This is a genomic window from Actinoplanes sp. URMC 104 (assembly GCF_051386375.1).
Classification (GTDB): domain Bacteria; phylum Actinomycetota; class Actinomycetes; order Mycobacteriales; family Micromonosporaceae; genus Actinoplanes.
The window spans coordinates 284,339-308,710 of sequence record NZ_JBPQTO010000012.1 but is presented as its reverse complement, the minus strand read 5'-3'; the positions used below and the strand labels follow the sequence as shown (position 1 = coordinate 308,710).

Genomic DNA, 24,372 nt, shown 5'->3' with positions numbered 1-24,372 from the left:
CAGGCGGGGTGGTCGCATGAGCGTTCGACGGATTATGGGCACCGAGGTCGAGTACGGCATCAGCGTTCCCGGCCAGCCCGGCGCGAACCCGATGGTCACCTCCTCACAGGTGGTCAACGCGTACGGCGCCCGGCCCGAGCTCAACCGCGGCGGACGCGCCCGGTGGGACTACGAGGAGGAGTCGCCGCTGCGCGACGCCCGCGGCTTCACCTACAGCGGAGCCGCCTACGACCCCGCCGACGCCCTCGCCGACGAGGACCTCGGCCTGGCCAACGTGATACTGACGAACGGCGCCCGCCTCTACGTCGACCACGCCCACCCCGAATACAGCACCCCCGAGTGCACCAACCCGCTCGACGTCGTCAAGTGGGACAAGGCCGGCGAACGCGTCATGGCCGAAGCCTCAAGGCGCGCGGCGACCATCCCGGGCACCCACCGCATCCAGCTCTACAAGAACAACACCGACAACAAGGGCGCCTCCTACGGCTCCCACGAGAACTACCTGATGCGCCGGCAGACCCCGTTCGCCGACATCGTCGCCCACCTCACGCCGTTCTTCGTCACCCGGCAGATCTTCACCGGCGTCGGCCGCGTCGGCCTCGGCCAGGACGGCTCCGGCGCCGGCTTCCAGATCAGCTCGCGCGCCGACTTCTTCGAGGTCGAGGTCGGCCTCGAGACCACGCTCAAGCGGCCCATCATCAACACCCGCGACGAACCCCACGCCGACGCCGACAAGTACCGCCGGCTGCACGTCATCATCGGCGACGCCAACCTCTCCGAGATCGCCACCTACCTCAAGATGGGCACCACCTCGCTGGTGCTCAACATGATCGAGGAAAAGGTGTTCTCCGGCGACCTCGGCATCGCCGACCCCGTCAGCGAACTCAAGGCCGTCAGCCACGACCCGACCCTGCAGCACCTCATCCGGCTGCGCGACGGCCGCAAGCTCACCGCCCTCGACCTGCAGTGGGCGTACTACGAGCGGGCGCGCGCCTTCGTCGACGAACGCCAGGGCGCCGACGCCGACGAGCAGACCGTCGACGTGCTCAACCGCTGGGAGGACACCCTCGACAAGCTCGGCCGCGACCCCATGGAATGCGCCGACACGCTCGACTGGGTCGCCAAGCTACGGCTGCTCGAGGGCTACCGCGAACGCGAGGAGCTCGGCTGGTCCTCGCCCAAGCTGCAACTCGTCGACCTGCAGTACGCCGACGTGCGGCCCGAGAAGGGGCTCTACCACCGGCTCGTCGCGCGCGGCTCGATGAAGACGCTGCTCGACCCGGCCGACACGCAGCGCGCCATGGCCGAGCCGCCGGAGGACACGCGCGCGTACTTCCGCGGACGGTGCCTGGCGCAGTACGCGTCCGAAGTGGTCGCGGCCAGCTGGGACTCGGTGATCTTCGACGTCGGCCGCGAGTCGCTCGTGCGGGTGCCGATGATGGAACCCGAGCGGGGGACCAAGAAGCACGTGGGCGCGCTGTTCGACCGGTGCGAGAGCGCCAAGGACCTTCTGGAAGTCATCACCGCCCGCTGAGTGGTTTTGTCACAACCGCGAGGTAGGTTTTTCTCAACCCGTTGTCGCAGGCTTCGGGTGGCTTGAGAAGGGGGACAGCGATGGCAACTCGGGACACCGGCGGACAGTCGCAATCCGGCAAGGGCCGGCAGGACCAGGAGATCGAGGACGTCACCACTGAGGCCAACCCTGAGGTAGCCGAGCGGCACGCCGAGATCACCGAGGACGTCGACGACCTGCTCGACGAGATCGACTCCGTTCTTGAGGAGAACGCAGAAGAATTCGTGAGGGGATACGTGCAGAAAGGGGGTCAGTGACCGGTATGTCCGATTTAGGGGGTCAGGGCGTGAAGCCTTGTCCTCAGTGTGGTCGGACACTGCCGGTTACTGAATTCCACAGCAACAAGCGACGCTCGGACGGCCTGGCGTACTACTGCAAGCGGTGTGCGGCTGAGCGGTCCGAGCAGAGCCGCCGCAAGCGTGGCATCCGGAAGCAACGTCGACCTCCGGAGACGGTTCCACCGGGCTCCAAGTGGTGTCCTGACTGCGACACGATCAAGCCGCTCACCGAGTTCGCGAGGACGCGAGCCGCGGTGAGCGGCTATCACTCGTACTGCCTTCCCTGTCACAACGCCCGCGGACAGGAAACGAGGAAGCGCCTCTACGGCGGCTCCCGTGAGTACCACCTCCGCGAGCGCTACGGCATCGGCCAGGCCGGGTTCGACGAGCTGCTGTGGCGGCAGGGCGGGGTGTGCGCGATCTGTGGCGTGGCCGACCCCCAACACGTCGATCACGATCATCGCACCGGCGCGGTGCGCGGGATATTGTGCTTCAACTGCAACGGCGGCCTGGGGCAGTTCCGGGACGACCCGGACCGCCTCGCCGCCGCGATCAGATATCTGAAGGGAACCACGTGGCAAAGGACTTTGATCCATCCGGGCGTCTACCGGATTACTTCGTCAATGCGGGTACGTCCTCCTTCACGCAGTTCCTGACGCATGTGTCCCCCGAGCTGCTGCCGGGGCGCCGGCCGCTGCCTCCGGGCCTGTCGGCGGACATCGCGCCGCACGCCACGACGATCGTCGCCATCGCCACGGCGGAGGGTGTCGTGATGGGCGGCGACCGGCGCGCGACGATGGGCAACCTGATCGCGAGCCGCGACATCGAGAAGGTGCACCCTGCGGACGCGTACTCGCTGATCGGCATCGCGGGCACGGCGGGCATCGGCATCGAGCTGATGCGGCTGTTCCAGGTGGAGCTCGAGCACTACGAGAAGATCGAGGGCACGATGCTCTCGACCGACGGCAAGGCGAACCGGCTGGCCGGCATGGTCCGCGGCAATCTGGGCGCGGCGATGCAGGGTCTCGCGGTGGTGCCGCTGTTCGCCGGCTACGACTTCGCGCCGGCCGACCCGGCCAAGGTGGGCCGCATCTTCAGCTTCGACGTCGCGGGCGGGCTCTACGAGGAGACCGGCTACGACGCGATCGGCTCGGGGTCGCTGTTCGCGAAGTCGGCGCTGAAGAAGAAGTACCGGGCGGGGCTGAGCACCGACGAGGCGGTCCGGCTGGCGGTGGAGGCGCTGTACGACGCGGCCGACGACGACACCGCGACGGGCGGCCCCGACCTCACCCGCAAGATCTTCCCGGTGGTGATGACGGCGACGGCGAACGGCACGCACCGGTTGACCGAGTCCGAGATCACCGCGGTGGCCGAGCAGGTCGTCGCCGGGCGTATGGAGAATCCGGGCGGCTGAGTCCGGTTGTTGCTCACAGCCGACTTCACCAGGGACGAGAGGGAGTAGCCACCCGTGGCCATGCAGTTCTACGCTTCGCCCGAGCAGGTCCAGCGGGACCGTTCGGAGTACGCCCGTAAGGGCATCGCCCGCGGCCGCTCCGCCGTGGTGCTCACCTATGAGGGTGGCATCCTGCTGGTCGCCGAGAACATCACGACCCTGCGCAAGATCAGCGAGATCTACGACAAGATTGGTTTCGCTGCCGTGGGGCGTTACAACGAGTTCGAGAGCCTGCGCCGTGCGGGCATCCGGATGGCCGACGTGAACGGCTACAGCTACGACCGGCGCGATGTGACCGGGCGGTTCCTGGCGAACGCGTACACGCAGACGCTGGGCGCGATCTTCACCGAGACGCAGAAGCCGTACGAGGTGGAGATCTGCATCGCGCAGGTGGGCGCGTCGCCGGAGACCGACGAGCTGTACCGGATCACGTACGACGGTTCGGTGATGGACGAGCCCGGTTTCATGGCGATGGGCGGGCAGGCCGAGGCCATCTCCAACGTGCTGCGCGAGCGGCACGACGCGGCGGCCGATCTGCCGGCGGCGCTGGCGCTGGCGGCCGAGGCGCTGGGCAGTGTGGGCGGCGAGAACGGGCAGACCCGTCAGCTCGACGCCAAGCAGCTCGAGGTTGCGGTTCTGGACCGCCGTCGCAAGGGTCGCGCGTTCCGGCGCATTCAGGGCGCGTCGCTGATCACGCTGCTGCGCGGCGAGGAGGCCGTACCGGAGCAGGATCTCGGCGGGGTGGATGCCGCTCCGCCGTCGCCGGCCACCGACAAGCCGACCGTGTCCGCGGCCGCCGAGGAGGACGCCGCCGACAAGGCGACGCCGTCGTCGCCGTCCGCTCCTTCGTCCTCGGGTTCGTCCGAGGGTGACCCGGCCGCGCCGGCCGACGGGGTCAACGGCGACGGTTCCTGACGTGTGCGGCGGGGCGCGGCTCTGGCCGCGCCCTGTCGCGTGCGGTAGGAGTCGGGAGTGGACTCCCCCGCGAAGGACCTGATCCGTTCCCTGGCTCTCGCCTCCTCCTGCACGGCCTTCGTCGCCGTGCCCACGCTCGGCGCGGTGCTCGGCGAGGGCGAGCAGACCGAGCGGTACGACACCGTCATCACCCCGCCGGACTACGCGTTCGCCGTGTGGGGCCCCATCTTCGCCGGCTGCGTCGCGTCGACGGTCGCCTAGTGCCTGCCCGGCGGCCGCGGCGATCCGATGAGCCGCCGTACGGGCTGGCCCCTGTCCGGGGCGTACGCCGCCAACACCGCCTGGTCGATTCGCCGCGCAGAGCGACCGGTTCGCGCTGACGCCCGCCCTGCTGCCCTTCGCCACCGCCTTCGCCGCCGCCGCGCACGGCCTTGTGCAGCGCGTCCGGCCCACCACCCGGGGCGCCACGATCACGCCCGTCAGCACGGCGCTGCTGCTGGGCTGGACCGCCCTGGCGAGCACCGTCAACCTCGCCGCGGGCGCCGTGGCCGCCGGCAAGTCCTCGCCCCGGCTGGTCGCCGCCTCAACCGCCGGCCTGGCTGTCGCCGCGGCCGCAGTGGCGGGGGGAGTGGTGCGCAGCCGGCGGGGGGCTGTGGCGTTCGCTTCGACGTCGGCTTGGGGGCTGGTGACGGTGGCGCTCACGTCTTCGCGGCCGCGTGGTGTGCGTGTGGTCGCCGCAGCCGGTGCGGTGGCGGTGGCCGCTGCCGCTGGGCCGTTGCGCCGCACCTGAGCCGGTCGCTGCCGCGGTTGCCGCTGGATCAGAATCGATCGCTGTACGGTGCGCCGCACCTGGAGTTGATCACCGGTGGGCCCGCCGCCACCCCCGCCCACCCGGGGCGGGCTCGATCCTACGCCTTGCGACAACGCCGATGCCGGTTGTCCACAGGCGCGTGGCCGGTGGTTGCGTCGGGGCTCCGGGGTGTAAGAGCGGCTGCGAGGGATCGTGGCTTCGAGGGTGTGAGAGCGACGGCCGGGCGGGGCTCCCAGGCCTGTGAGAGCCCCGTCGGCCGGCGTGTGGCTTGCTGGAGGGCGCCCAGTTCGTGGGTTGGGCGCCTTGCGAGCGTCGGTGGCTGCGGTCGGCTGTCCGTGCCGAAGCCGGCGGGTTGGTGGACGGCGGAGCGACCCCGGGCGGCGAAGGGGCGGAGGGCCGCCGGCTCTCAGGGGTGACGGCCGGTCAGAGGGCGGCGAGGATGGCCGCCAGGTCGGCGGGGCGGGTCAGCATGGGCCAGTGGCCGGAGTCGATGTCCACGAGGTCCACGTGTTTGGCCCGGGACAGCTCCGGCAAGGCCCCCGCCCCGATCCACTCGCGCGCCTGGGCGGGGGTGAACTCGGGGCACACCAGCACCACCGGGATGTCGTAGCGGCGCTCGTCGGTCAGCCGCACGACGCCGCGGGCCACGGCCTCGGGGACGGGGACGGCGGCGGCCGCGAAGGACTGCCGGGCGTGCTCGTCGAGGTCGGCGGCGTCGGGGCCTTCGAAGGGCTCCCAGCCGGGGAACGGCATGACGCCGTCGGTGACGGGGAAGAAGTCGGCGTACTTCTCGCCGTCGGCGGTGGGGAAGCCGCCGATGAGGACCACCTTGGACACCCGGTCGGGGCGGCGGTCGGCGGCCAGCCAGGCGAGCGTGGCGGCGGCGGAGTGCCCGACCACCACGGACGGGCCGGCCTGCGCGTCGACGACGGCCAGCACGGCGGCGAGCTGGTCGTCCAGGGTGGTCGGCGGCAGGGACACGGGCACGGCGCGGCGGCCGTGCCGGGTCAGGTCGTCGACGACCCCGGTCCACACCGGCGCGTCCAGCCACAGGCCGGCGACCAGCACGAGTTGTTCAGCAGTCATGGGGTCAACCTAGTGCCGGTTCCGGACGTTAGCCTTCCGGTTATGGCGGACGGATCGAGCCCTACCGCGCGGGCGCTGCGCACGCTGGAGATTCTGCAGACGCGGCCGGGCATCACCGCCGACCAGCTGGCGGGGCTGCTCGGGGTGACGGAGCGGGCGGCGCGCCGCTACGTGGGGATCCTGCGGGAGGCGGGCATCCCGGTGGAGGCGGTGCGCGGCCCGTACGGGGGTTACCGGCTGGGCCGCGGCGCCCGGCTGCCGCCGGTGGTGTTCACCGAGGAGCAGGCGCTGGCGCTGGTGATGGCGGTGCTGGACGGCCAGCCGGCCGCGATCGACGGCGACGACCTGGTGGGCTCGGCGCTGGGCAAGGTGATCCGGGCGCTGCCGGAGAGCGTGGGGCGCCAGGCGGCGGCGTTGCGGGCGTACGCCTCGGCCGCGCCCGACCGGCGGGCGGCGCGGGTGGACCCGGCCGTCACGAGCGTCGTGGTCGCGGCGGTCGCGGACCGGCGCCGCATCGAGGTCACGTACCGCGGGGAGAGCGGCGGCCAGTGGGACGCCGAGGTGGACCCGTGGGCGGTGGTGGTGCGGTTCGGCCGGTGGTATCTGCTGTGCCATTCGCACCGGGCGGGCGCGATCCGCACGTACCGCCTGGACCGCATCCGCGGCGTGCGGCAGTGCCCGCAGCGGTTCACACCACCGGAGGGCCTGGACCCGGTGGCGGCGCTGGAGGAGAACCTGGGCGCGGGCTGGGAGTTCCGGACCCGGGTGGTGTTCCACGCGCCGCACGAGCGGGTGGCGCCGTGGGTCCGGCCGCCGATGGGCCGGCTGGAGCCGGACGGCGACGACCGGTGCGTGCTCACCGGGACGACGGGCAACCCGGCCATGTACGCCGCGGAGTGGCTCGCCGCGATCCCGGTGCGGTTCACCGTCGAGGAGGGCCCGGAGCTGCGCGCCGCGGTGGCCGAGGTCGCCGAGCGGCTGACCGGCGCGCTCACAGCAGCGGCTGCCACCGGTCGGGGTGCTCGCGATACCAGCGGACCGTCGCGGTGAGCCCGGAGCTGAACTCCACGCGCGGGTGCCAGCCCAGCTCCTCGCGGATCTTGTCGTCGTCGAGGGCGTAGCGCTGGTCGTGGCCCGGCCGGTCGGCGACCTGCTCGACGCGGTCCCAGCCGGCGCCGCACTCGGCGAGCACCAGACCGGCCAGGTCGCGGTTGCTGAGCTCGAGGCTGCCGCCGGCGTGGTAGACCTCGCCCGGGCGCCCGGCGGTCAGCGTGAGCGCGACGGCCCGGGTCAGGTCGTGCACGTGCAGCCAGTCGCGGACTTGCCCGCCGTCGCCGTGCAGCGGCAGCGTGCGGCCCGTCAGCAGCCGGGTCACGAAGCGGGGGAGCAGCTTCTCCGGGTGCTGGTGGGGGCCGTACGTGGTGACGGCCCGCAGGATCGTGACGGGCACGCCGTGGCTGCGGTGGGCGGCGAGCGCCAGCAGGTCCGCGCCCGCCTTCGTGGCCGCGTACGGCGTGACCGGCGACAGCGGGGAGCGTTCGGTGGCCGCGCCCGAGGCGGCCGGCCCGTACACCTCGCCGGTCGAGATCTGCACGAAGCGGACCAGCCCGCCGTAGCGGGCGGCGTCGAGCAGCGTCTGCGTGCCGAGCAGGTTGGAGACCGCCAGGACCGACGCGTCGGCGTGCTCCTCGGCCGCGAAGTGCACCACGGCGTCGTGCCGGCGCATCACCACGCCGACCAGCGCCGCGTCGGCCACGTCGCCCGGCACGAAGTCGAGCCGCTCGTTCTCGGCCACCTCGGCGAGGTTGTCGAAGCTGCCCGCGTACGTCAGCTTGTCCAGGACCGTGACCCGCGCGCCCTGCAGGCCCGGCAGCGTGCCGCCCAGCACGGCGCGCACGAAGTGCGAGCCGGCGAAGCCGGCGCCCCCGGTCACCAGGAGGTTCACATGTAACGACTCTACCGGCGTCGGGTGACTGCCATCGGGTCGCTTGTGCGGCTAGTGTTTCGCTATGGAACGGCGAATTTTCGGACTCGAGACCGAGTACGGAGTCACGTGCACGTACCGGGGTCAGCGGCGGCTGTCCCCGGACGAAGTGGCCCGCTACCTGTTCCGCCGAGTGGTGTCCTGGGGACGCAGCAGTAACGTCTTTCTCCGTAACGGCGCCCGCCTCTACCTGGATGTCGGTTCCCACCCCGAGTACGCGACGCCCGAGTGCGACTCCGTCACCGACCTGGTCGCCCACGACCGGGCCGGCGAGCGGATCCTGGAGGGCCTGCTCGTCGACGCCGAGAAGCGGCTGCACGACGAGGGCATCGCGGGCGAGATCTACCTGTTCAAGAACAACACCGACTCGGCCGGCAACTCGTACGGCTGCCACGAGAACTACCTCGTGTCGCGGCACGGCGAGTTCGGCCGGCTCGCCGACGTCCTCATCCCGTTCCTGGTCACCCGTCAGCTGATCTGCGGCGCCGGCAAGGTGCTGCAGACCCCGCGCGGGGCGGTGTTCTGCCTGTCGCAGCGCGCCGAGCACATCTGGGAGGGCGTGTCCAGCGCGACGACGCGCTCGCGCCCGATCATCAACACCCGCGACGAGCCGCACGCCGACGCCGAGCGCTACCGGCGCCTGCACGTGATCGTCGGCGACTCGAACATGAACGAGGTCACCACGCTGCTCAAGGTGGGCAGCGCCGACATCGTGCTCCGCATGATCGAGGCGGGCGTGGTCATGCGTGACCTGTCGCTGGAGAACCCGATCCGCGCGATCCGCGAGGTCAGCCACGACATCACCGGCCGCCGCAAGATCCGCCTGGCGAACAACAAGGAGGTCAGCGCGCTGGAGATCCAGCAGGAGTACCTCGCGAAGGCCACCGAGTTCGTCGAGCGCCGCGGCGGCGACCAGACCGCCAAGCGCGTCGTCGAGCTGTGGGGCCGGGTGCTCAGCGCGATCGAGAGCGGCGACCTCGACCCGGTGTCGCGCGAGATCGACTGGGTGTCGAAGTACAAGCTGATCGAGCGCTACCAGGCCAAGCACGAGATCCCGATGAGCCACCCGCGGGTGGCCCAGCTCGACCTCGCCTACCACGACGTGCGCCGGGGCCGCGGCCTCTACGCGCTGATGGAGAAGCGCAAGCAGGTCGATCGGGTCTCCAACGACCTGGAGATCTTCGAGGCCAAGGAGACCCCGCCGCAGACCACGCGGGCCCGCCTGCGCGGCGAGTTCATCCGGCACGCCCAGGAGAAGCGCCGCGACTTCACGGTCGACTGGGTGCACCTCAAGCTCAACGATCAGGCGCAGCGCACGGTCCTGTGCAAGGACCCGTTCCGCGCCTACGACGAGCGGGTGGAGCGGCTGATCGCCAGCATGTGACGCGGGTTAGGCTGGTCGGGCCATGAGCCTGCCCGACCAGTCCCCGCGCACCCGCGCCGAGCGCCGCCGCGAGCGCATCCGCGCCGAGCTCGACCGCAACCGCGAGGGCGGGCACCGCGTGCCGACGTGGGTGTTCGCCGCGCTCCTGGGCGCCGTGCTGCTCGGCTGGCTCTACCTGGTCGTCACGTCCTGAGCCCGCGCCCCGAACCGGGAGGTCAGCGCCGGGTCGTGGAAACGGGTGATGCCGGCGATCCGGTCCTTGTCGGTGGTCACGACGATGATCCCCGCGGGGCTGCCGTCGAGGAACGCCCGGAACGCGGCCTGCCCGTTCGCCCGCGCCGGTTCCAGCACGAGGCCGCGCCCCTGGGCGTACGCCGTGCTCGCTGCCAGGAATGCGGCCACCGCGGCACGACCGTGGTACTCGTGCGGCGCCGGCGGCATGCTCAGCCAGGCGTCGTCGGTGAGCAGCGCGACCACCCCGTCGACGTCGCCGGCGGTGAAGGCCCGGGCGAACCGCCGGGCGACCGCGTCGCCGCCCGGCCCGGGATCGCGATCGGCCGGGACGGCGGCCCGCGCGCGTTGCAGCGCCCCCTTCACGGCGGTCGGCGTGGTGCCGAGCATCGCCGCGACCTCGCCGGGCGGGAAGCCGAGCACATCGCGCAGGATCAGCGTGGCGGCCTGCCGGGGCGGCATCCGCTGCAGCGCGGCCACGAACGCGAGCCCGACCGCCTCCCGCTTCTCGTAGTGGTCCTCCGGCAGCAGCGCGTCCGGATAGGGCTGCAGCCAGGTGATCTCGCCGCGCCGCGTCGGCTCGGGCACCGCGAACGGCGCCACCGGCTCGGGCGGCCGGCTCCGTACGGCGTTGAGGCACCGGTTCGTGGCGATGCGGTAGAGCCACGTCCGCAGCGACGCCCGCCCCTCGAAGCCCGCCAGCCCCCGCCACGCCGCGAGCATCGTCTCCTGCAACGCGTCCTCGGCGTCGGTCAGCGACCCCAGCATCCGGTAGCAGTGCAGCAGCAGCTCCCGCTCGTGCGGCGCGGTCAGCTCGCGGAAGGCGTCCCCGTCGCCGCCGCGGGCCCGCTCGAGCACGGCCCGGTCGGGCGCGGCGAGGTCCATCGGGAAATCCTGCCACGCCACCGTTCCGTTTCGGCTCCCGGCTGTGTCTGTCCCCGTGACGACCGCTGTTCGACGAAGGAGACACCGTGAGCGCAGCACTGGAGACCGCCCTCGCCTACCACCGGGCGTGGACGGGCGGGGACCTCGACCGGGCCATGACGTACGTGGCCGACGACATCGTGTGCGACGCCCCGGCGGGCCGCATCGAGGGCGTGGCGGCCTACCGGGCTTTCCTGGGCCCGTTCGCCGGGATGCTGCGGTCCGCCACCCTGCTGGCCGCGTTCGGCGACGACGAGACGGCGCTGGTCATGTATGACACCGAGACCACCCTGGTGCCGTCCGCGCCGGGCGCCGAGTGCGTCACCGTCCGCGCCGGCCGGATCGTCCACAGCCGGTTCCTGTTCGACCGGGTCCCGTTCGACGCCGCCCGGCGCCGCCTCGGCGAGACCTCCCGGCCGTGACGGTGGCGCCCGGGACACTGCGGGCGTGATGCGGCAGGCTGGCGTCATGGGGATGTATCTGGTCACCGGCAACCCCGGGTCGGGCAAGTCGACGCTGGCCGCGGAGCTGGCCCGGCGCGGCCACCGGGCGATCGACGCCGACGACCTGGCGTCGTGGGAGGACGGTCGCGGCGTCCCGGTGGAGCCACCCGCCGAGCTCGACGAGGCGTGGCAGCTCACGCACCGGTGGGTGTGGAGCCGGGCGCGCGTCGTGGCGGCCGCCGGCGACGCGGCCGGGCCGGTGTTCGTGTGCGGGATCGCCGTCAACCAGCAGGAGATGCTCGACCTGTTCGAGCGCGTGTTCCTGCTGGTGCTCGACGCCGAGGCCCAGGAGGAGCGGCTCGCCCGGGCGACGTCGGCGCAGCGTACCGAGGGGGTCAAGCAGCAGATCCGCGAGGGGCGGCCGGTGCTCCAGGCCCGGATGCTCGCCGCGGGGGCGGTGCCGCTGGACGCCACCGCGTCACCGGAGGCGCTGGCCGACATCGTGCTGGCCGGCGTTCCGTAGGCGGAGGGGCCGGGGGTCGCGCGAAGCCTAGGGACGGGGGATCGGCAGCTCGCGCAGCGGGTCGCCGCCGTCGATGAACAACCGGGCCCGGGCGGTGGTGGCCGCGGCGACCCGGCGCAGGATCCGCCGGCCGAGGTCGGGGTGCCGGCCGTCCAGGCCGCCGACGCGGATGGCGAAGACCAGGTCGTACGGCTCCTCGCCGTCGGCCAGGACGAGGTCCTCCGCGGCCACCCGCCGCACGCTCATGCGGCCGGACCGGATCTGATCCGCCGAGCCGGCGGTGGCCTGGGCCGTGGCCGCGGCGGAACGGTCGACGGCCAGGATGTGGCCGGTGTCCAGGCGGGCGGCCACCAACCGGGCCGCCACGCCGGGGCCGCAGCCGATCTCGAGGACGCGGTGGTGCGGCCGCAGCGGCAGGGCGTCGACGAACTCGCGGATGCGGGGTGACGCGGCTGCCGGCACGCGCTCAGGCTAGCGCGTGCCGGCAGAAAGGGCGGGTCAGGAACGGGCGGCGCGCTCGTGCTGCAGCTCGGCGTCGATGGCGTCGGGGGCGCCGCCGAACTCGTCGGCCACCTCGCCGGCGACCTCGGGCTCGGCGTGGCCGGCCATGCGGGTGTCGGCGGCCGCGAGCATGCGGTGGCCGGTGGCCAGCACGAGCACCCCGAGCAGCACGGCGAAGGCGCCGGCCACGAACGGGACGTGGATGTTCCAGTGGTCGACCATCTTGCCGGCGACGAACGGGGCCAGGCCGCCGCCGATGAAGCGGACGAAGCCGTACGTGGCCGACGCGATGGGCCGCTCGACCGGCGAGACCAGCATGACGGCCTGGGTGGTGAGCGTGTTGTTGATGCCGACCATGATGCCGCTGAGCACGACGCACGTGATCAGCGCCCAGCGGGTGTCGGTGAACAGGCCGATGAGCAGCAGCAGCACGGCGAACGAGCCGAGCGCGCCGTACAGCGACGGGGCGGTGCCGAAGCGGCGCTGCAGCCACGGGGCGCCGGTGATCGAGAAGATCGCCACGAGCAGGCCCCAGCCGAAGAAGACGAAGCCGAGCTGGACGGCGGACAGCTCCATGGGGTACGGCGCGTAGCCGAGCATCGTGAAGAAGCCCCAGTTGTAGAACAGCGCGGCGATGCACATGGTCAGCAGCGGGCGGTGGCGCAGCGCCAGCAGCGGCTCCGACAGCGAGATCCGGCGCGGCGGCGGGGGAGTCTTGTCGAGCAGGGTGACGGTCGCGATCAGGGCGATGGCCATCAGCGCCGCGACGCCGAAGAACGGGCCCCGCCAGCTGATGTCGCCGAGCAGGCCGCCGATCAGCGGCCCCGCGGCGATGCCCAGGCCCAGCGCGGCCTCGTAGAGTACGATCGCGCCGGCGAACCCGCCCGAGGCGGAGGCGACGATGACCGCCAGCGAGGTGGCGATGAACATCGCGTTGCCCAGGCCCCAGCCGGCGCGGAACCCGACGATCCCGCCGATCGAGCCGGACAGGCCGGCCAGCGCGCTGAACACCACGATGACGGCCAGGCCGGCGATCAGCGTGCGCTTGGGGCCGATGCGGCTGGACACCCAGTTGACGCCGAGCATGGCGACCGCGGTGACGACCAGGTAGCTGGTGAACAGCAGGCTCACCTGGCTCGGGGTGGCGTCGAGCTGCTCGGACAGGGCGGGCAGGATCGGGTCGACGAGCCCGATGCCCATGAAGCTGACGACGCAGGCGAAGGCGACCGCGAAGACGGCCTTCGGCTGGTGGAACAGGCTGGTGCCGGACGCAGCACTCACCGCGGAACCTCCAGGGACGGATGGCGTACGGCTAAAGCATAAGGCGCTTATGTATCTCGGGCGAGCGAGGCCGCAGGAGTGAGACGCACGAGACTCACAGGGTTGCGCGCGGCGGCACGGGCCCACGACGGTGGACCCATGACCGACATCATCGATCCGGCGATCGGCGACTACCTGCTGGCACACTGCACCCCGGCCGACGACGTGCTGCGCGACCTGGCCGCCGAGACCCGCCGCGCCTTTGCGGACGACGCCGGCATGCAGATCTCGCACGACGAGGGTGAGCTGCTCACCATGCTGGTGCGGCTGACCGGCGCCCGGCTCGCGGTGGAGATCGGCGTGTTCACCGGTTACTCGTCGATCTGCATCGCGCGCGGGCTGCCCGCGGACGGCCGGCTGCTCGCTTTCGACGTCTCCGAGGAGTTCACCGACGTGGCGCGCCGCTACTGGCAGCGGGCCGGGCTCGCCGACCGGATCGACCTCACGCTCGGCCCCGCGCTGGAGACCGTACGGGCCCTGGAGCGCGACCCGGTGATCGACTTCGCGTTCGTCGACGCCGACAAGACCGGCTACCCCGCCTACTACGAGGAGCTGGTGCCGCGGATGCGCCCGGGCGCGCTGATCGTGCTCGACAACGTGCTGCGCGGCGGCCGCGTGCTCGCCCCCGCGAACGAGGGCGACGTCGTCGTCCGCGACCTCAACGACCGCATCGTCGCCGACGAGCGGGTCGAGTCGGTGATGCTGCCGGTCCGCGACGGGGTCACGCTGGTGCGCAGGCGCCGATAGCAACCGGACTGCACCCGTCCGCGACCGGGAAACCAACCCGCGGGGCGTGTCCTTGGAGGAATGTCGAAGCTGTTCGCGGTGGCCGCCGCCCTGGCCATCGCCGTCTACCAGGTGCTGCCCGACAACCCCTGGTGGGTGAGCGGCTGGCAGATGACGATCGGGTACGCCGGCGTGGCCGCGATCCTGGTGGGCGCCCGCCGGCTGCCCCGCCGCGACCGCCTGCCGTGGTGGTGCTTCGCGGCCGGGGTCGCCGCGAACGTCACCGGCATCGGCGTGTCCGTGCTCGGCGAGGCCCTGTTCCAGTGGGCCGACCTGCCGACGCCGTCCGACCCGTTCTTCCTGCTGCTCTACCCGTTCTGCGCGGCCGGCATCGCGGTGCTGATCCGGCGGCGCGAGTCGGGCCGCAACTGGACCGCGATGGTCGACGCCACCACGATCACGACCGGGCTCGGGCTGCTCGCCTGGGTCTACGTGATCGCGCCGGCCGCGCACGGCGGCGAGATCTCGATGCTGGGCGAGGCGACGCAGGTGGCCTATCCGATCGGCGACCTCATCATGATCGCGATGATGACCCGGCTGCTGCGCGGCGGCGGGCGCCGCGGCGCGCCGTTCTGGTGGGTGACCGGCTCGCTGGCCGCGTTCCTGGTCGGCGACGTCGCCTGGGTGGTGGTCGGCAACCTGGGCGACCTCGGCTTCGACGTCGAGTCGCACCTGCCGGTCACCCGCGGCATCGACTCGGTCTTTCTGGCCGCGTTCGTGCTGTTCGGCATCGGCGCCCTGCACCCCGACGCGCGGCTGCTCGGGGCGCCGGCCGGTGCCGCGGTGGCCGGGCTCGGCCGCGTGCACCTGGTGCTGATGACGCTGGCGTCGCTGATCGCGCCCGCCCTGCTCGCGGTGCAGCTGGCCACCGGCGAGGTCACCAACGGCATGGCGATCGTGATCGGCTCGGCCACGCTGTTCCTGCTCGTGGTCACGCGGATGGCCCAGCTGCTGCGCGAGGTCGAGCGGCAGGCGCAGCAGGTGCGCGAGCTGGCCCGCCAGGACGACCTGACCGGGCTGCCCAACCGCCGGGCCTGGAACGACGAGCTGCCCCGGGCGCTGGAGCACGCCCGCCGCGACGGCCGGCCGGTCGCCGTGGCGCTGCTCGACCTCGACCGGTTCAAGACCTTCAACGACACGTACGGCCACCCGGCGGGGGACCGGCTGCTCAAGTCCGCGTCCGCCGCGTGGCACGGCAGCCTGCGCGCCGCCGACACCCTGGCCCGCTACGGCGGCGAGGAGTTCGTCGTGCTGCTGCCCGGGGCGGAGGGCGACGAGGCCCGCGACGTGCTCGGCCGCGCCCTCGCGGCCACCCCGCTCGGGCAGACGTTCTCGGCGGGCGTGGCCGTGTGGGACGGGCAGGAGACCTCCGACCAGCTCATCGAACGGGCCGACCTGGCGCTCTACGAGGCGAAGGCGGGCGGGCGCAATCAGATCAGGGAGGCCGCGAACCGGCCCGCCGCGGCGGCCGCCAGGAAGTAGACGTAGTCCTCGTCGAGCTTACGGCCCATCGTCGACAGCGGCACCGGGCTCGCCCGCAGCGCCTCGTCGAGCCCGTCGACGGGCACGCGCGGCAGCCGGTGCCGCTCCGCCAGCGGCGCGAGCGCCGCGTCGATCTCGGCGGCCAGGCGGGGGTCGAGGCCGTCGGGCACCGGCAGGTCGGCGGGCAGCAGGGCCACCTTCCCGTACGCGGTGAGGCTGTGGTGCGACACGCCCCGGTGCCGCGGCCGGCCGTCGCCGGTGGACAGCCGCAGCGACCCGACCGGCCGCCCGCCGAGCGTGCCGATCGCGTTGACCGCCTCGCCGAGCGCCACCCCCGAGAACCCCCACGCGGTGCCGGTTCCCAGGTTGCCCGGCCCCTGGGCGACGATCGCGGCGTCGGCGCGCAGCACGTGCCGCGCGGCGAGCAGCCCGGTGTGCACGGTGCTCGCCTCGAGGTCGCCGCCGAACGCCTGACCGGTCGTCACCGTGCCGGCCAGGCGCCCGCGCAGCCCGTCGAGCGTCCGGGAGAACCACGCCGGCAACGCCCCGCCGTCGGTCATGACGTACGCGACCCGCAGGCCCGGCGACGTGGCGTGCAGGCCGGCCAGGATCGCGGGCAGCGCGGAGTGCAGGTCGGCGGTGACCACCGGCATGCCCTCCAGCGAGGTGGCGGCGGCCATGACCGCGCGGTGCGGGGAGGCCTCCTCGTCGACGCCGAGCCGGATCGCCTGCAGCGGCGTGTAGCGGGCCTTGACCAGGTGGCCGGCGTCGCGGGTCGCGCCGTCGCCGGCCGGGTCGGCGGGCAGCCGGTCGGGCAGCGCCACCACCAGCGCGTACCCGCCCGTGCCCAGCCCCATGACCAGCGCGCCGACGTTGAGCAGCACCCGGTCGCCCGGCTCCGGCTCGCCGACCAGCTCGACGTAGGCCAGCGCGCGCAGCGGGCCCTCGGCGGTCACCACGTCGAGCTCGGCCGCGCCGTGCCACCGCCGCCGAACCGCCTGCACCGTCCCGGACCGCCACCGCACCATGGCGCCGACCCTACAAGTCGACCCCGCCGTCGATGTGGTTGCGGCCCGCCGCGCCGTGCGTCGGGTCGAGGAACACGTACCGGATGGCGGGGAAGCGCGAGCGCAGGCGCCGCTCGGCGTCGTCGGAGGCCGCCTCGATCTCGCCGCCGCTCACGTCGTCGCGGAAGTCCACCTTCGCGGCGACCAGGATGTCGCCCGGCCCCAGCTGCATGGTCAGCAGCGTGGGCACGGACACCACGACCGGGATCGAAGCCAGGTCGGCGGCGATCTGGTTGTGGATGCGGCGCGGCACCGCGCGGCCGACCAGCAGCGAGGCGTTGGTCTTCGCCAGGATCGCCGCTACCAGGAACAGCAGCACGCCGATCGCGATGGAGGCGACGCCGTCCCACATCGCGTTGCCGGTCAGCTGGGTCAGCGCCAGGCCGGCGGCCGCCAGCACCAGGCCGATCAGCGCCGCCGAGTCCTCGAAGTAGACCGCCTTGACCGTGGTGTCCGGGGTCAGCCGCAGGAACCGCGACCGGGTGATGCCCCAGCGCCGCGACTCGCCGGCGACCTGACGCTGCGCGCGCAGGAACGAGGTGCCCTCGGCGACGAAGGAGACCACCAGCACGACGTACGACCAGCGGAAGTCGCCGATCTCCTCGCCCTCGACGATCGTCATCACGCCGTGGTAGATCGAGAACCCGGCGCCGCCCACGAAGGTGAAGACCGCGGCGATGAACGCCCAGACGAAGCTCTCCTTGCCGTAGCCGAACGGGTGCTCCTCGTCGGCCGCGCGGGTGCCCCGGCGCAGCGCCACGAACAGGAACACCTCGGTGATGGTGTCGGCCAGCGAGTGCGCCGACTCCGACACCATCGCCGCCGAGCCCGACACCAGGCCGGCGAAGAGCTTGGCCGCCGCGATCGCCAGGTTGGCGCAGCCGGCGACGATCACCGTGCCGACACTCTCGTTCTCTGGTTCTTCCGACTGCTCGGGCGAATCGGGCAGCGCGAGCGGCTCGGCCGCGGCCAGACCGACCGGAAGCTGGTCGTCGGGGTTCTGCGAGGAGGTCACCCGGCGGTGCTTCCCCCGCACGGGGCGGCGGAAACCGGCCCGGCGCTCGGCGTGCGTCACTTCCGGCGGCCGGGCTGCTAGCGTTGCCACTCGTGTCGCGGACCCGCACCGAGCGCCTGGTGAACCTGGTGATCTGCCTGCTCTCCACGCGGCGGTTCCTGACCGCCGCGCAGATCGCCGCGACGGTGCCCGGCTACGAGCACGACCCGGAGGACCCGCGCGACCACGAGGCGTTCCAGCGCAAGTTCGAACGCGACAAGGCCGAGCTGCGCGAGCTGGGCGTCCCGCTGGAGACCGGCACGGCCAGCGTGTTCGACCAGGAGCCCGGCTACCGCATCGCGCACCGCGAGTACGCGCTGCCCGACATCCTGCTCGAGCCCGACGAGGCCGCCGCCGTCGGCATCGCGGCCCGGCTGTGGCAGCACGCCGGGCTGGCCGCCGCCGCGTCGTCGGGCCTGGCCAAGCTGCGCGCCGCCGGCGTCGAGGTCGACCCGCAGGCCACCCTCGGCGTCGAGCCGGTCGTCACCGTCGACCCCGCGTTCGGCCCGCTCACCAGCGCCGCCCGCGACCGCCGCGCGGTCACCTTCAGCTACCGGGTGCCCGAGGTCGACGACCCGAACACCCGCCGGCTCGAGCCCTGGGGCGTGGTCTGCTGGCAGGGCCGGTGGTACGTGGTGGGCCACGACCGCGACCGGCACGCCACCCGCTGCTTCCGGCTCTCGCGCATCGTCGGCCCGGTCAAGCCGCTGGGCCGTCCCGGCGCGTTCACCCCGCCGCAGAACGAGGACCTGATCAGCCACGTCGCCCGCTGGTCGGGCCCGGTGCCGCACAACGGCCGGGCCACCGTGACCGTGCGGCCCGGCAGGGCCGCGGGGCTGCGCCGCTGGGCCACCGAGTCGGTGCCCGGCCCGGACGGCGACCGGCTGACCATCCCGTACGCCGACGCCGAGCGGCTGGCCGCCACGATCGTCGGCTACGGGCCGGACGTGCGCGCCGACGGCCCGCCCGAGGTCCGCGAGGCCGTCATCCAGCTGCTCAAGGAAGTCGTCGCCCGCCACGAGGTGACCGTCTGATGACCGGGCCCCGACAGTCCGCGGACCGGCTGGGGCGGCTGCTCCTGCTGGTGCCGTACCTGCTGGCCCGCCCCGGCATCCTGGTCGCCGAGGCGGCCGCCGACCTGGGCGTCACCGAGAAGCAGCTGCGCGAGGACCTGGAGCTGCTCTGGGTCTGCGGCCTGCCCGGCTACGGCCCCGGCGACCTCATCGACATGGCGCTCGAGGGCGACCGCGTCACGATCAGCCACGACGCCGGCATCGACCGCCCGCTGCGGCTGACCCAGGACGAGGCGCTCGCGCTGGTGGTGGCGCTGCGGATGCTGGCCGAGACCCCCGGCACCGGGCACCGCGACGTCGTCGAGCGCGCCCTCGCCAAGATCGAGAACGCCGCGGGGGACCTCGCCGACGCGCCGGTCGCGGTGCGGCTGCCGGCCAACTCGCAGCGCGTCGAGCGGGTGCGCGCCGCGGTGGAGAGCGGGCACGCACTGCGGATGACCTACTACACGGCGGCGCGCGACGAGACCACCGAGCGCGTCGTCGACCCGATGCGGGTGCTGGTGTTCGGCGGCAAGGCCTACCTGGAGGCGTGGTGCCGCCGCGCCGAGGGCACCCGGCTGTTCCGCATCGACCGCATCGACGACTTCACCGAGCTCGCCGAGCCGTCCCGGCCGCCCGCCGACGCGGTGCCGCACGACCTGAGCCGCGGCGTCTTCCAGCCCGGCCCCGAGCTGCAGCTGGTCACCCTGCGCGTCGGCCGGGGCAGCCGGTGGATCACCGAGTACTACCCGGTCGAGGAGGTGCGGCGCTCCGGCGGCGACGAGTGGGTGGTGACGATGCGGGTCACCGACCTGGGCTGGGCGCAGCGGCTGCTGCTGGGCCTGGGCCCCGACGTGACCGTGCTCGGGCCGCCCGAGCTGCTCACCCGCATCCGCGAGCAGGCCACGGCGGCGCTCGACCAGTACAGCAGCCCCGGCCGGTAGGGTGGCCCGGTGCTGATGTGGATCTGGATCGCCGTGGTCGTGGTCGCCCTGATCGTTCTCGCCGTGGCCGGCGGGCGCCTGTTCGGCCGGCTCGGCGGGCTCAACGCCGCCGCCCGGCGGCTGCGGAACCGGCAGCTCGAGGTCGCGAAGCTGCAGGCCGGCGCGGTGCAGCTGCAGCAGAAGGTGCTCGAGGTGCAGCAGCGGGCCGACGAGATCCGGGAGCACGTGGAGGATCTTCCCTTCGCCCGCCGGTGAAGGTAGCGTGCGGCGTTCCTTCCCTGTTGTCCAAGGATTCGCCGCCGGGGTGGCAAACCCGCGAGGGTCCGTGGGCCGCATCACCAGATTTGACACGTACGATGGACCCCGCACACCTGATCCGACCGACTGGAGTACTCCCATGGGCGCCCTCAAGCCATGGCACATCATCGTTTTCGTGGTCGTCCTCGTGCTGCTGTTCGGCGCGAAGCGGCTGCCGGACGCGGCGCGGTCGCTGGGCCGGTCGCTGCGGATCATCAAGGCCGAGACCAAGGGCCTGGTCGACGACAACAACGACGTAGCCGAGAAGGCGGAGCCGCAGTACTCGCGCCAGCCGCTGCAGGGCGACGTGCAGCAGCCCTACCCGCCGCAGGGCTACCAGCAGGCCCCGCCCGCTCCCGGCTACCAGCAGGCCCCGCCGCCGCAGGGCTACCAGCCGCCGCCGGCGCAGCCCTACGCGGACCCGACGTTCCAGCAGCGCACCAACGACCGCTGACGCACCGTCATGAAGCTGACCCTTCGCCGTCAGGGGCCCAGCAAGTTCGAGCAGGCCGCCGACGGTTCCATGACGCTGCTCGACCACATCCGGGACCTGCGTAACCGGCTCTTCTGGGCGTCGATCGGGATCGTCGCCGGTCTGATCGTCGGGTTCGTCATCAGCAAGTGGACCTTCGACATGCTCAGCCAGCCGTACTGCTCGCTGGACACGTCGTGGGCGATCAACCCGGTCACCAACAAGCTCGAGTGCCGCTTCATCACGCTCGGCGTGGCCGACCAGCTGATCCTGCGGTTGAAGATCGCGTTGTGGGTGGGCCTGGTGGTGGGCGCCCCGATCTGGCTCTACAACCTGTGGGCGTTCATCGCGCCGGGCCTGCACAAGCACGAGCGCAAGTGGGCGTACGTCTTCGTGGCGATCGCCGCGCCGCTGTTCATCGGCGGCGCCGTCCTCGCGTTCTTCGTGGTCAAGCACAGCCTGGCGTTCATCATGGACGCGGGCGTGATCGGCGGCACCACCCAGCTCGAGGTCACCAAGTACATCTCGTTCGTCACCAGCATGATCCTGCTGTTCGGGGTGGCGTTCGAGTTCCCGCTGATCCTGCTGATGCTGAACTTCACGGGCGTGGTCAGCGCCCGCAAGCTCCTCGGCTGGTGGCGGATCGTGGTGTTCCTGTCGTTCGCCTTCGCCGCCATCGCGACGCCCGACCCCGGACCGTTCGGCATGACGCTGCTGGCCCTGTGCCTGGTGGTGCTCTACCTGATAGCGACCGGCGTGGCGTTCCTCTACGACCGGCGCAAGGGCCGCGGCAAGGAGCTGTACGCCGGCCTCGACGACGACCAGATCTCGCCGCTGGCCGACGAGCGGGTGCCCGTCGGCGCGTCCGACCCGATCGAGGCGCCCACCCCGATCGAGGCGCCCACCCCGGTCGCCCGGCCCCGCCCGCTGGAGGGCCGCTTCGACGACATGACCTGACGGCCGGCCGGGCGGCTATGCTGCCCGGCTGTGACGAGCGACGACATCGCGGTGCTGGCCAACCCCACGGCGGGGCGCGGCCGGCACCGCGATCTGCTGTCCGGGGTGCTGAGCCGGCTCCAGGACGGCGGGCGCCCGGTGCGGCTGCTGACCGCCCACACCGGCGCCGAGGCGGAGGCGGCCTGCCACGAGGCGGTCGCCGGCGGCGCCGCGGCGGTGGTCGCCGTGGGCGGCGACGGGACGATCCACCGGGCGCTGCAGGCCGTCGCCGAGCGGCCGGTGAGCTTCGGGGTGGTCCCAGCCGGCACCGGCAACGACTTCGCCGCGGGCGTCGGCATGCCCGCCGACCCGCTGCTCGCCGCCGAGACGGTCGCCGCCGCGCTGCACGCGGGCCGGCACGCGCCGATCGACCTGGCGCACGCCGTGCCCGCCGGCGGGCCGGGCCGCGCGGACGACCCGGCGCGCACGGTGGCCGGCGACGGGCCGGGGCGCTGGTTCGGCGCGGTGCTCGCGGGCGGGTTCGACGCGCTGGTCAACGAGCGCGCCAACCTGATGCGCCGGCCGCGCGGCCCGCGCCGCTACGACCTGGCGATCCTGCTGGAGCTGGCCCGCCTGCGGCCCCGCGCGTACACCCTGGAACTGGACGGGGTGGACCACAGCTTCGAGGGCATGCTGGTCGCGGTGGGCAACTGCGCCAGCTACGGCGGCGGCATGCGGATCCTGCCCGGCGCCGACCCGGCCGACGGGCTGCTCGACGTGGTGACCGCCGCGCCGTTCGGGCGCGCGGGGCTGGCCCGGCTCAAGCCCCGGCTGCGCCGCGGCACCCACGTCACCGACCCGCGGGTCACCGTCTTCCGGGCCCGCCGGGTGCGGCTGCGCAGCGAGGGCATCGTCGCGTACGCCGACGGCGAGCGCCTCGGCCCGCTCGACCTCGAGGTGACGTGTTCGCCGGGTGCGGTTCGGTTGCTCCGCTGAGGTTGTCGTCAGATCGCGCGGATCCCGCCGATCGGGGAGGCATGCCGATCACCTCCTCGCTCAGCTCGCTCGCGAACGCCGCCTTCGACACCGCCCGCGCGAACCTCAGGAGCATGGCCGAGGCCGCCGCCGCGCCGCCCGCCCCCGCGGCGGAGAAGCCGGCCGCGGACCAGCCTGCCGCGGAAACGGCCGAAGCGCCCAAGCGGGTGCAGGGGCAGCGTCAGGGTGTCAGCCTGGACGCGTACGCCTGAGGCGGTTTTTTCCTCACTTCAAGGTCGACTCCACCTGCCCGTCAGCCTGCCGGGCATGGCTGCGCCGACGACCCCACCCCGTCGGCGACCCTGCGCAGCGCCCCCGACCTCGGCGCGGAGACCGTGCGCCGGGAGACCGTACGTCCCTAAGCCGCTGGAAGTTGACCTTCGTTCCTACGCTCGCGGCATGTCGGTGAAGCCGGGAACGGCCCTGGGACTGCTCGCGCTGGCCTTCCTGTCGCTGCTGGGCCTGGGGATCTTCGGGTTCGCCTCCGGCTGGGGGCGGGCGCGGGAACCGGTGATCCCCTACAACCAGGCGGCGAAGTCGCTGCCGGTGCTGCAGGCGCTGGCCCGCGACCACGTGAGGTTCCTGCGGGTGCAGGACTGGTGCCGCGCCTACGTGGACGCCCGGGAACGGCGGGCGAACGAGCTCCGCGAGACCTGCACGCTCGGGGACGGCTTCGAGCGGTTCGACGACGCGTCGGAGCAGCGGTACCGCGAGCTGAGCGACCGGCTGGACGCCCTGCCCTACGACGTGGACTGGGTGCAGATCTCGTACCGGCCCGACGGGGGGATCCGCGCGGCGCAACTGTCGGTCGACGGCATCAACAAGTTCAAGCGGGACACGCTCGTCTACGACCCCGGGTACACGCTGCCCGAGGACAGGCCGGGCGAGACGGTGCACGTGCGGATCGACGCGGACTGGTACTACCGCTGGGACGACTGGCTCTGATCTAGGCCTGCTCGATCGGGGTGCCGGTCCGGGCCGCCCGGGCCGCACCCCAGTCGTACAGCGCCTGCAGCACCGGCTCGAGGCTGCGCCCCTCCTCGGTCAGCCGGTACTCCACGTGCGGCGGCACGGTCCCCAGGTCGCAGCGCGCGACCAGCCCGTCGCCCTCCAGCTCGCGCAGCCGCTGCGACAGCATCTTCTCGCTGATGCCCGGCATCCGGCGGCGCAGCTCGCCGTAGCGGTGCACGCCCTCCTTGAGGTGGGCGAGGATCACCACCCGCCACTTGCCGCCGACCACGTCGACGGTGAGCTCGACCGGGCAGTGGTACGCGTTGGCCATGGCGCCTCCTCGGGCACGCACCGGAAAGTGCGTACTTGATCGGGTCGCGGGCCGGATGGTGGGCTCGACCCGTGACTGACGAGTACACCACCACCCTGCACGACTGGGCGGGCGGCACGGCGGCGCTCGAGCGGCTGTGCGAGGCGTTCTACCGCCGGGTGCGCGCCGACGACCTGCTCGCGCCGCTGTTCGCCGCCATGCCCCCCGATCATCCGCGGCACGTGGCGATGTGGCTGGCCGAGGTCTTCGGCGGGCCGGCCCGCTACACCGCCGAGCGCGGCGGCTACCCGACGATGCTGCGCCACCACCTGGGCAAGGCCATCACCGAGCCGCAGCGCCGCCGGTGGGTCAACCTGATGATGGACGCCGCCGACGAGGTGGGGCTGCCCGCCGACCCGGAGTTCCGCGCCGCGTTCGCCGGCTACCTGGAGTGGGGCACCCGGCTCGCGCTGGCCAACTCGCAGCCGGGCGCCGAGCCGGTGCGCGACGCGCCGGTGCCGCGCTGGGGCTGGGGTGTGGCCCCGCCGTACCGGCCCTGA

The 24,372-nt window shown here is 72.9% G+C and carries 31 protein-coding genes; 23 read left to right on the top strand and 8 right to left on the bottom strand.

Annotated elements, in window-relative coordinates:
* Positions 1-16: 16 nt before the first annotated feature.
* The 7 genes from dop (at position 17) to ACSNN8_RS40300 (ending at position 5,009) form a co-directional block, all read left to right on the top strand.
* Positions 17-1,534, top strand: a complete 1,518-nt coding sequence (gene dop, locus ACSNN8_RS40330; RefSeq protein ID WP_436656181.1) for a depupylase/deamidase Dop — start codon at positions 17-19, stop codon at positions 1,532-1,534.
* Positions 1,535-1,614: 80 nt separating this feature from the next.
* Positions 1,615-1,830 (top strand): ubiquitin-like protein Pup, encoded by a 216-nt coding sequence (locus ACSNN8_RS40325; RefSeq protein WP_436656179.1) that lies wholly within the window; start codon positions 1,615-1,617, stop codon positions 1,828-1,830.
* Positions 1,831-2,105: 275 nt separating this feature from the next.
* Positions 2,106-2,507: an endonuclease VII domain-containing protein gene (locus ACSNN8_RS40320; protein ID WP_436656177.1), complete on the top strand. Its 402-nt coding sequence runs from the start codon at positions 2,106-2,108 to the stop codon at positions 2,505-2,507.
* The gene (prcB, locus tag ACSNN8_RS40315) at positions 2,426-3,265 is read left to right on the top strand and encodes a proteasome subunit beta (protein ID WP_436656175.1); all 840 of its coding nucleotides are present in this window, start codon (positions 2,426-2,428) and stop codon (positions 3,263-3,265) included. The genes ACSNN8_RS40320 and prcB overlap by 82 nt, the downstream gene beginning before the upstream one ends.
* A gap of 54 nt (positions 3,266-3,319) precedes the next feature.
* Positions 3,320-4,219 carry a proteasome subunit alpha gene (prcA, locus tag ACSNN8_RS40310; protein ID WP_436656173.1) on the top strand — a complete coding sequence of 300 codons (900 nt, stop codon included), beginning with the start codon at positions 3,320-3,322 and terminating at the stop codon, positions 4,217-4,219.
* Positions 4,220-4,276: 57 nt separating this feature from the next.
* Positions 4,277-4,480 carry a hypothetical protein gene (locus tag ACSNN8_RS40305; RefSeq protein WP_436656171.1) on the top strand — a complete coding sequence of 68 codons (204 nt, stop codon included), beginning with the start codon at positions 4,277-4,279 and terminating at the stop codon, positions 4,478-4,480.
* Positions 4,481-4,652: 172 nt separating this feature from the next.
* Positions 4,653-5,009, top strand: a complete 357-nt coding sequence (locus ACSNN8_RS40300) for a hypothetical protein (RefSeq protein ID WP_436656169.1) — start codon at positions 4,653-4,655, stop codon at positions 5,007-5,009.
* 444 nt (positions 5,010-5,453) lie between these two features.
* Here the strand turns inward: ACSNN8_RS40300 and ACSNN8_RS40295 are convergent, their stop codons facing one another.
* Positions 5,454-6,116: an alpha/beta fold hydrolase gene (locus ACSNN8_RS40295; protein WP_436656167.1), complete on the bottom strand. Its 663-nt coding sequence runs from the start codon at positions 6,114-6,116 to the stop codon at positions 5,454-5,456.
* A gap of 42 nt (positions 6,117-6,158) precedes the next feature.
* Between ACSNN8_RS40295 and ACSNN8_RS40290 the strand changes: the two genes are divergently transcribed.
* A complete protein-coding gene (locus tag ACSNN8_RS40290; RefSeq protein WP_436656165.1) occupies positions 6,159-7,166 on the top strand; it encodes a helix-turn-helix transcriptional regulator in 1,008 nt (335 codons plus the stop codon).
* On the opposite strand, the gene ACSNN8_RS40285 is transcribed toward ACSNN8_RS40290, so the two are convergent.
* The gene (locus ACSNN8_RS40285) at positions 7,108-8,061 is read right to left on the bottom strand and encodes a dTDP-glucose 4,6-dehydratase (RefSeq protein ID WP_436656163.1); all 954 of its coding nucleotides are present in this window, start codon (positions 8,059-8,061) and stop codon (positions 7,108-7,110) included. The two genes, ACSNN8_RS40290 and ACSNN8_RS40285, sit on opposite strands and share 59 nt — an antisense overlap.
* A 64-nt stretch (positions 8,062-8,125) precedes the next feature.
* Between ACSNN8_RS40285 and pafA the strand changes: the two genes are divergently transcribed.
* Complete coding sequence (gene pafA / locus ACSNN8_RS40280) at positions 8,126-9,484, top strand: Pup--protein ligase (protein ID WP_436656161.1); 1,359 nt, start codon at positions 8,126-8,128, stop codon at positions 9,482-9,484.
* Between the two features lie 22 nt (positions 9,485-9,506).
* On the top strand, positions 9,507-9,677 hold the full coding sequence (locus tag ACSNN8_RS40275) for a hypothetical protein (RefSeq protein WP_436656159.1): 171 nt from the start codon (positions 9,507-9,509) through the stop codon (positions 9,675-9,677).
* Here the strand turns inward: ACSNN8_RS40275 and ACSNN8_RS40270 are convergent.
* Entirely contained in the window at positions 9,656-10,600 is a 945-nt protein-coding gene (locus ACSNN8_RS40270) for an RNA polymerase subunit sigma-70 (RefSeq protein ID WP_436656157.1), read from the bottom strand. The two genes, ACSNN8_RS40275 and ACSNN8_RS40270, sit on opposite strands and share 22 nt — an antisense overlap.
* Before the next feature lie 86 nt (positions 10,601-10,686).
* On the opposite strand from ACSNN8_RS40270, the gene ACSNN8_RS40265 reads away from it, so the two are divergent.
* Both ACSNN8_RS40265 and ACSNN8_RS40260 read left to right on the top strand, forming a co-directional pair.
* The gene (locus ACSNN8_RS40265; protein WP_436656155.1) at positions 10,687-11,061 is read left to right on the top strand and encodes a nuclear transport factor 2 family protein; all 375 of its coding nucleotides are present in this window, start codon (positions 10,687-10,689) and stop codon (positions 11,059-11,061) included.
* A gap of 46 nt (positions 11,062-11,107) precedes the next feature.
* Positions 11,108-11,605: a hypothetical protein gene (locus tag ACSNN8_RS40260; RefSeq protein ID WP_436656153.1), complete on the top strand. Its 498-nt coding sequence runs from the start codon at positions 11,108-11,110 to the stop codon at positions 11,603-11,605.
* 27 nt (positions 11,606-11,632) lie between these two features.
* Here ACSNN8_RS40260 and ACSNN8_RS40255 read toward each other — a convergent pair whose 3' ends face one another.
* Together ACSNN8_RS40255 and ACSNN8_RS40250 are read right to left on the bottom strand one after the other, a co-directional pair.
* Positions 11,633-12,067 carry an SAM-dependent methyltransferase gene (locus ACSNN8_RS40255; protein WP_436656151.1) on the bottom strand — a complete coding sequence of 145 codons (435 nt, stop codon included), beginning with the start codon at positions 12,065-12,067 and terminating at the stop codon, positions 11,633-11,635.
* Positions 12,068-12,103: 36 nt separating this feature from the next.
* On the bottom strand, positions 12,104-13,387 hold the full coding sequence (locus tag ACSNN8_RS40250) for an MFS transporter (RefSeq protein WP_436656149.1): 1,284 nt from the start codon (positions 13,385-13,387) through the stop codon (positions 12,104-12,106).
* 138 nt (positions 13,388-13,525) lie between these two features.
* Here ACSNN8_RS40250 and ACSNN8_RS40245 point away from each other — a divergent pair, with 138 nt between their 5' ends.
* Both ACSNN8_RS40245 and ACSNN8_RS40240 read left to right on the top strand, forming a co-directional pair.
* Complete coding sequence (locus tag ACSNN8_RS40245; protein WP_436656147.1) at positions 13,526-14,173, top strand: O-methyltransferase; 648 nt, start codon at positions 13,526-13,528, stop codon at positions 14,171-14,173.
* A gap of 60 nt (positions 14,174-14,233) precedes the next feature.
* Complete coding sequence (locus ACSNN8_RS40240; RefSeq protein WP_436656145.1) at positions 14,234-15,694, top strand: GGDEF domain-containing protein; 1,461 nt, start codon at positions 14,234-14,236, stop codon at positions 15,692-15,694.
* Here the strand turns inward: ACSNN8_RS40240 and ACSNN8_RS40235 are convergent.
* Both ACSNN8_RS40235 and ACSNN8_RS40230 read right to left on the bottom strand, forming a co-directional pair.
* Entirely contained in the window at positions 15,643-16,722 is a 1,080-nt protein-coding gene (locus tag ACSNN8_RS40235) for a DUF3866 family protein (RefSeq protein ID WP_436656143.1), read from the bottom strand. The genes ACSNN8_RS40240 and ACSNN8_RS40235 overlap by 52 nt on opposite strands.
* A gap of 10 nt (positions 16,723-16,732) precedes the next feature.
* Positions 16,733-17,776 carry a cation diffusion facilitator family transporter gene (locus ACSNN8_RS40230; protein WP_436656141.1) on the bottom strand — a complete coding sequence of 348 codons (1,044 nt, stop codon included), beginning with the start codon at positions 17,774-17,776 and terminating at the stop codon, positions 16,733-16,735.
* Between the two features lie 92 nt (positions 17,777-17,868).
* On the opposite strand from ACSNN8_RS40230, the gene ACSNN8_RS40225 reads away from it, so the two are divergent.
* The 8 genes from ACSNN8_RS40225 (at position 17,869) to ACSNN8_RS40190 (ending at position 23,496) form a co-directional block, all read left to right on the top strand.
* Positions 17,869-18,849, top strand: coding sequence for a helix-turn-helix transcriptional regulator (locus ACSNN8_RS40225; protein ID WP_436656139.1), 981 nt, complete (start codon positions 17,869-17,871; stop codon positions 18,847-18,849).
* The gene (locus tag ACSNN8_RS40220) at positions 18,849-19,811 is read left to right on the top strand and encodes a helix-turn-helix transcriptional regulator (protein ID WP_436656137.1); all 963 of its coding nucleotides are present in this window, start codon (positions 18,849-18,851) and stop codon (positions 19,809-19,811) included. Before ACSNN8_RS40225 ends, ACSNN8_RS40220 begins: the two co-directional genes overlap by 1 nt.
* 15 nt (positions 19,812-19,826) lie before the next feature.
* Positions 19,827-20,066 (top strand): hypothetical protein, encoded by a 240-nt coding sequence (locus tag ACSNN8_RS40215; protein ID WP_436656745.1) that lies wholly within the window; start codon positions 19,827-19,829, stop codon positions 20,064-20,066.
* Between the two features lie 142 nt (positions 20,067-20,208).
* On the top strand, positions 20,209-20,562 hold the full coding sequence (tatA, locus tag ACSNN8_RS40210) for a Sec-independent protein translocase subunit TatA (protein ID WP_436656135.1): 354 nt from the start codon (positions 20,209-20,211) through the stop codon (positions 20,560-20,562).
* 9 nt (positions 20,563-20,571) lie between these two features.
* Positions 20,572-21,537, top strand: a complete 966-nt coding sequence (gene tatC, locus ACSNN8_RS40205; protein WP_436656133.1) for a twin-arginine translocase subunit TatC — start codon at positions 20,572-20,574, stop codon at positions 21,535-21,537.
* Between the two features lie 30 nt (positions 21,538-21,567).
* Complete coding sequence (locus ACSNN8_RS40200; RefSeq protein WP_436656131.1) at positions 21,568-22,512, top strand: diacylglycerol/lipid kinase family protein; 945 nt, start codon at positions 21,568-21,570, stop codon at positions 22,510-22,512.
* 41 nt (positions 22,513-22,553) lie between these two features.
* A complete protein-coding gene (locus ACSNN8_RS40195; protein WP_436656129.1) occupies positions 22,554-22,763 on the top strand; it encodes a hypothetical protein in 210 nt (69 codons plus the stop codon).
* A 187-nt stretch (positions 22,764-22,950) separates the two neighbouring features.
* Positions 22,951-23,496 (top strand): hypothetical protein, encoded by a 546-nt coding sequence (locus ACSNN8_RS40190; protein WP_436656127.1) that lies wholly within the window; start codon positions 22,951-22,953, stop codon positions 23,494-23,496.
* A gap of 1 nt (position 23,497) precedes the next feature.
* Here ACSNN8_RS40190 and ACSNN8_RS40185 read toward each other — a convergent pair whose 3' ends face one another.
* The gene (locus ACSNN8_RS40185) at positions 23,498-23,833 is read right to left on the bottom strand and encodes a winged helix-turn-helix transcriptional regulator (protein ID WP_436656125.1); all 336 of its coding nucleotides are present in this window, start codon (positions 23,831-23,833) and stop codon (positions 23,498-23,500) included.
* 71 nt (positions 23,834-23,904) lie between these two features.
* Here ACSNN8_RS40185 and ACSNN8_RS40180 point away from each other — a divergent pair, with 71 nt between their 5' ends.
* Positions 23,905-24,372: a group II truncated hemoglobin gene (locus ACSNN8_RS40180; RefSeq protein ID WP_436656123.1), complete on the top strand. Its 468-nt coding sequence runs from the start codon at positions 23,905-23,907 to the stop codon at positions 24,370-24,372.

Coding starts and splice junctions, on each gene's coding strand:
- tatC (WP_436656133.1), top strand. CDS start 20,572: ATGAAGCTGACCCTTCGCCGTCAGGGGCCCAGCAAGTTCGAGCAGGCC.
- ACSNN8_RS40190 (WP_436656127.1), top strand. CDS start 22,951: ATGTCGGTGAAGCCGGGAACGGCCCTGGGACTGCTCGCGCTGGCCTTC.
- ACSNN8_RS40220 (WP_436656137.1), top strand. CDS start 18,849: ATGACCGGGCCCCGACAGTCCGCGGACCGGCTGGGGCGGCTGCTCCTG.
- pafA (WP_436656161.1), top strand. CDS start 8,126: ATGGAACGGCGAATTTTCGGACTCGAGACCGAGTACGGAGTCACGTGC.
- ACSNN8_RS40270 (WP_436656157.1), bottom strand. CDS start 10,600: ATGGACCTCGCCGCGCCCGACCGGGCCGTGCTCGAGCGGGCCCGCGGC.
- ACSNN8_RS40235 (WP_436656143.1), bottom strand. CDS start 16,722: ATGGTGCGGTGGCGGTCCGGGACGGTGCAGGCGGTTCGGCGGCGGTGG.
- ACSNN8_RS40295 (WP_436656167.1), bottom strand. CDS start 6,116: ATGACTGCTGAACAACTCGTGCTGGTCGCCGGCCTGTGGCTGGACGCG.
- tatA (WP_436656135.1), top strand. CDS start 20,209: ATGGGCGCCCTCAAGCCATGGCACATCATCGTTTTCGTGGTCGTCCTC.
- ACSNN8_RS40260 (WP_436656153.1), top strand. CDS start 11,108: ATGGGGATGTATCTGGTCACCGGCAACCCCGGGTCGGGCAAGTCGACG.
- ACSNN8_RS40195 (WP_436656129.1), top strand. CDS start 22,554: ATGCCGATCACCTCCTCGCTCAGCTCGCTCGCGAACGCCGCCTTCGAC.
- ACSNN8_RS40325 (WP_436656179.1), top strand. CDS start 1,615: ATGGCAACTCGGGACACCGGCGGACAGTCGCAATCCGGCAAGGGCCGG.
- dop (WP_436656181.1), top strand. CDS start 17: ATGAGCGTTCGACGGATTATGGGCACCGAGGTCGAGTACGGCATCAGC.
- ACSNN8_RS40215 (WP_436656745.1), top strand. CDS start 19,827: ATGTGGATCTGGATCGCCGTGGTCGTGGTCGCCCTGATCGTTCTCGCC.
- ACSNN8_RS40245 (WP_436656147.1), top strand. CDS start 13,526: ATGACCGACATCATCGATCCGGCGATCGGCGACTACCTGCTGGCACAC.
- ACSNN8_RS40185 (WP_436656125.1), bottom strand. CDS start 23,833: ATGGCCAACGCGTACCACTGCCCGGTCGAGCTCACCGTCGACGTGGTC.
- ACSNN8_RS40290 (WP_436656165.1), top strand. CDS start 6,159: ATGGCGGACGGATCGAGCCCTACCGCGCGGGCGCTGCGCACGCTGGAG.
- ACSNN8_RS40240 (WP_436656145.1), top strand. CDS start 14,234: ATGTCGAAGCTGTTCGCGGTGGCCGCCGCCCTGGCCATCGCCGTCTAC.
- ACSNN8_RS40275 (WP_436656159.1), top strand. CDS start 9,507: ATGAGCCTGCCCGACCAGTCCCCGCGCACCCGCGCCGAGCGCCGCCGC.